The following is a 3,292-nucleotide window of genomic DNA, read 5'->3' on the forward strand; positions in this document are numbered from 1 at the left end:
GTAAGCGGTGCGGAGCACTTTCCGGATCCATCGACGGACTTGGGGTTGAGGGCTGTACGGGGAAACTCATGGCTGAGCAACGTCGTTAAACGCAGGAAAAACAGGTTTGCCTAAAAGCAACGGATCGCCGCTTTACTTGCTGCACCAACTGCTTGGCCAACGGGATCCCTGCCGCCAATCCAGGATTCCATCCTGACTCCGATGAGCTGTGGGCTGGCCCTTCCAGATAGGCTGACACCAACTGTCGCGCATAGCTGCCGAAGGCCACCCCCGCCACCGGCCACCGGGGATCCAACAGCGGCACCGTTTGGGCGTTGGTTCCTCCTGCCAATTGCACATAGCCCGGCAGACCCATGTTCAGCACCTTCTCGGCCAACTTTAGGGCAGCTTTGCCGGTGCCAGCTCCAATATCCCCACTCATAGGCCGGCCATCCACCTGCCAGATCAACACCTCCGGCAAGGGATCCATGAGGGCCAGCAAATCCCTCAAGTAAGCCTCTAGGCCCGGACCATCGTTAAAGCTAATCGAGATGGCCTGGAGCTGAGGTAGCCAGGGCTTCAGGGATCCCCACAATTCCTCGAATGGCCTCTGGCGACCGATGCAGGTGTGAATCTCCACCGCTTGAATGCCCAGCTCGACCAAAGGCGGCAAGACTTCTGACAGAGCCACTTGGTAGCCGAAGGTAGCAATGCGCCGGTGGGGGCAAACCGGCTCGCAGCGCCCACAGCCGTAGCACAGCTCTGTCTGGATGTGGACTTGAGCAGGAAGGGCTGCCTGTGTCAAGGCATGGGGAGGACAGACTGCCAAACAAGGCTGAGGACAGTCGGCAGGACAGACGGGAGCCGTCAGCACCGCCTTGCGGAAATGGACGTCTTCGCCGTCATTGACGCTGACCATCAACCAAGGGGATCCCGCCTGGGGATCTTCGGCTTGTGCCCGTTGGATCCCTTGTTGAGCGGCCCGCACTATGGCCGGATCGGCAGCAACATCAATGCAATCTGCCCCGGCCAGCGTGTAAAGGAAAGCCAGCTCCCGAACCGAGGGCAAGTGGTGGAAACTTGCACCGCAGATCAACTTAAACCAGGTACCCTGTTGCAGCGAGGCGGTTGGCAAGGTCACAGGCACAAGAAGCCGCTAGCAGGATGGGAATCTGAGCCGCAGGCCATCTATTTGAGATGGTAGCAAAGAAATTTCGAGGATCCTGAAGAGAGGTTCAGGCGCTCTGCAGAGGTTGCCAACGAATTGACCGTTCTCGGCCCAGTTCCACCACAAACTTCACTCCCTTGTCTTCCCGACTCAGCTTCACCAGGTAGGAGAGTTCCTGTTGGCTGAACACATGCCCTTCGTAAAACCAGAACACCAACCCCTTAGCTTTTGGGGGCAAGGTGGCCCGATACTGCTCGATCAACGCCGGGAAAAAATAGGTGCGCCGCTCCGATTTGCCCAGCGTGGCAGGCCGTACCCCATGAATGCGCGTCAAATAGCTGGCCAGATCCCCGATTCCCTTACTGGAGAGGGTGACCACCTCATACCCAGCTCCGCGCAGCCGCCGCAGGTAGTGCCCTTCGGATCCCCCCTCTGGGGTTACAAAGATGGCCAAAGCCCCAGATTGCTCCAGTTGCTGCACAAACTTTGCACCTGAGCCGACCAGCAGCATAGGAAAAACTCCATTACTCGTCTAGGGTTGGACAAGCAGCCCACCTGCGCTCATTGTAACGGGATGGCGCCTGAAGCTGGGGATAGAAGCTGCCAATGGAACCCATAGAATACTGGCTATCTCCCTGTTTTGCAGAAGGGAGCGTAAAGAAGGGTTAAGATACGGGTAACCTGCTTGCAGGTCTCAACCCACAGGTGGCGGACAAAGGCGGATGGATCCCCCTAGTAGGGATGGCCTCCCCGCCACTTACACAGCGACAACAGATGAACCTCACGATGCGACGACGCGAGCTGTTGACCTTGGCGGTGGCCGGGTTGATTACAGCACCCCTCAGCTTAGCAGGAGAGCAAAGAGCAATGGCCCAACAGACTTATCCCTTCACCAAAACCGACGCCGAGTGGCGGCAACTGCTCACCGAAGAGCAATACTATGTGCTGCGCCAAGAGGGCACTGAGCCCCCCTTCCGCAACGCTTACTACGACAACAAGGCCCCAGGTATCTATGTCTGTGCCGGCTGTGGGCAGGAGCTGTTTTCCTCGGCGGCCAAGTACGACAGTGGCACCGGTTGGCCCAGCTTTTGGGAGCCGATTGCTCCCCATGTGATCGGCACCAAGACGGACTGGAAATTGTTTGTGCCCCGCACGGAAGTCCACTGCTCTAACTGCGGTGGGCATCTGGGGCATGTGTTTCGGGATGGCCCCCCACCCACGGGTTTGCGCTACTGCATCAATTCTGCTGCCCTCAAGTTCATCCCAGCCACCACTTAGAAATCCTCTTGGCTCCAGCTAAAACTGAGCCGCCTGTCTGGGTGAGCCTATGTCGGACTACACGTTCCTGGACGCTGCTTCGATTCTGCTGCGGGAGGGCCTGGAAGCTCTCTTGGTGCTGGTGGCACTGCTGGCCCTTATGAGCAAGAGCGGGCAATCGGCTCAGAAGCGCTGGGTGTGGATAGGGGGATCCGCGGGCTTGCTGGCAGCGGTGATGCTCGGTCTGCTGGTGAAGCTGTTTTTCCAGCAGATGCTCACCCACACGCGACAAGAGGTGCTGGAAGGGATCACCGGGCTGGTGGCAGCAGGTTTGTTGTTCTCGGTCAGCCTTTGGTTGCACCGCCGGGCTGCAGTGGCTTCTTGGCAAACCTTTGTGCGGGAACAGGCGCAGGCGGCACTGGCCACGGGTCAGGTTTTTTCCTTGGCTTTTCTGGCCTTTGTGGCGGTGTTTCGCGAGGGGGCGGAAACGGTGCTGTTTTATGTGGGGTTGGCCCCTTCCCTCTCGGCAAAAGATTTTTGGCTGGGGATCGGCCTGGGATCCCTGGTGTTGGTGGCACTGGCGATCTTGCTGCTGCAGGTGGGGCTGAAATTGCCGCTGGGAGTTTTTTTCCGGGGCCTAAGTCTGCTGATTTTCTACTTGGGCTTTAAGTTTTTGGGCAGTGGCCTGCACGCTCTGCAGGTGGCGGACTGGCTGCCCATCACCCCCCTGGTCGGGATCCCAAAGCTGCGCTGGCTGGGCATATATCCCACTTGGCAGACGCTGCTCCCCCAACTGGTGCTGCTGGGAATAGCTTTCGCCTTGTGGGTGAGGCAATGGCTGCGGGCTGATTCTGCTCAGAGGCTTTCTTCGTGAAAAACGCTCTCCAC

General features: G+C 58.5%; 4 protein-coding genes. 2 read left to right on the forward strand and 2 right to left on the reverse strand.

Annotated features, from left to right (window positions below; translation table 11 throughout):
- Positions 1–85: 85 nt before the first annotated feature.
- Positions 86–1,126 carry an LdpA C-terminal domain-containing domain gene (locus NW819_RS05715; protein WP_414413168.1) on the reverse strand — a complete coding sequence of 347 codons (1,041 nt, stop codon included), beginning with the start codon at positions 1,124–1,126 and terminating at the stop codon, positions 86–88.
- 88 nt (positions 1,127–1,214) lie between these two features.
- On the reverse strand, positions 1,215–1,658 hold the full coding sequence (gene ndhN / locus NW819_RS05720; protein WP_414344253.1) for an NAD(P)H-quinone oxidoreductase subunit N: 444 nt from the start codon (positions 1,656–1,658) through the stop codon (positions 1,215–1,217).
- A 263-nt stretch (positions 1,659–1,921) separates the two neighbouring features.
- Between ndhN and msrB the strand changes: the two genes are divergently transcribed.
- Positions 1,922–2,425: a peptide-methionine (R)-S-oxide reductase MsrB gene (msrB, locus tag NW819_RS05725; protein ID WP_414413169.1), complete on the forward strand. Its 504-nt coding sequence runs from the start codon at positions 1,922–1,924 to the stop codon at positions 2,423–2,425.
- Between the two features lie 49 nt (positions 2,426–2,474).
- Positions 2,475–3,278, forward strand: coding sequence for an FTR1 family iron permease (locus NW819_RS05730; RefSeq protein ID WP_414413170.1), 804 nt, complete (start codon positions 2,475–2,477; stop codon positions 3,276–3,278).
- Positions 3,279–3,292 lie beyond the last annotated feature (14 nt).

Origin of the sequence: Synechococcus sp. R8-2, from assembly GCF_047461715.1 — a bacterium.
GTDB lineage: Bacteria > Cyanobacteriota > Cyanobacteriia > Thermostichales > Thermostichaceae > Thermostichus.

Excerpts from the sequence above, each read along its gene's own strand:
- ndhN (WP_414344253.1), bottom strand. The coding sequence starts at position 1,658 with ATGCTGCTGGTCGGCTCAGGTGCAAAGTTTGTGCAGCAACTGGAGCAA.
- msrB (WP_414413169.1), top strand. The coding sequence starts at position 1,922 with ATGAACCTCACGATGCGACGACGCGAGCTGTTGACCTTGGCGGTGGCC.
- NW819_RS05730 (WP_414413170.1), top strand. The coding sequence starts at position 2,475 with ATGTCGGACTACACGTTCCTGGACGCTGCTTCGATTCTGCTGCGGGAG.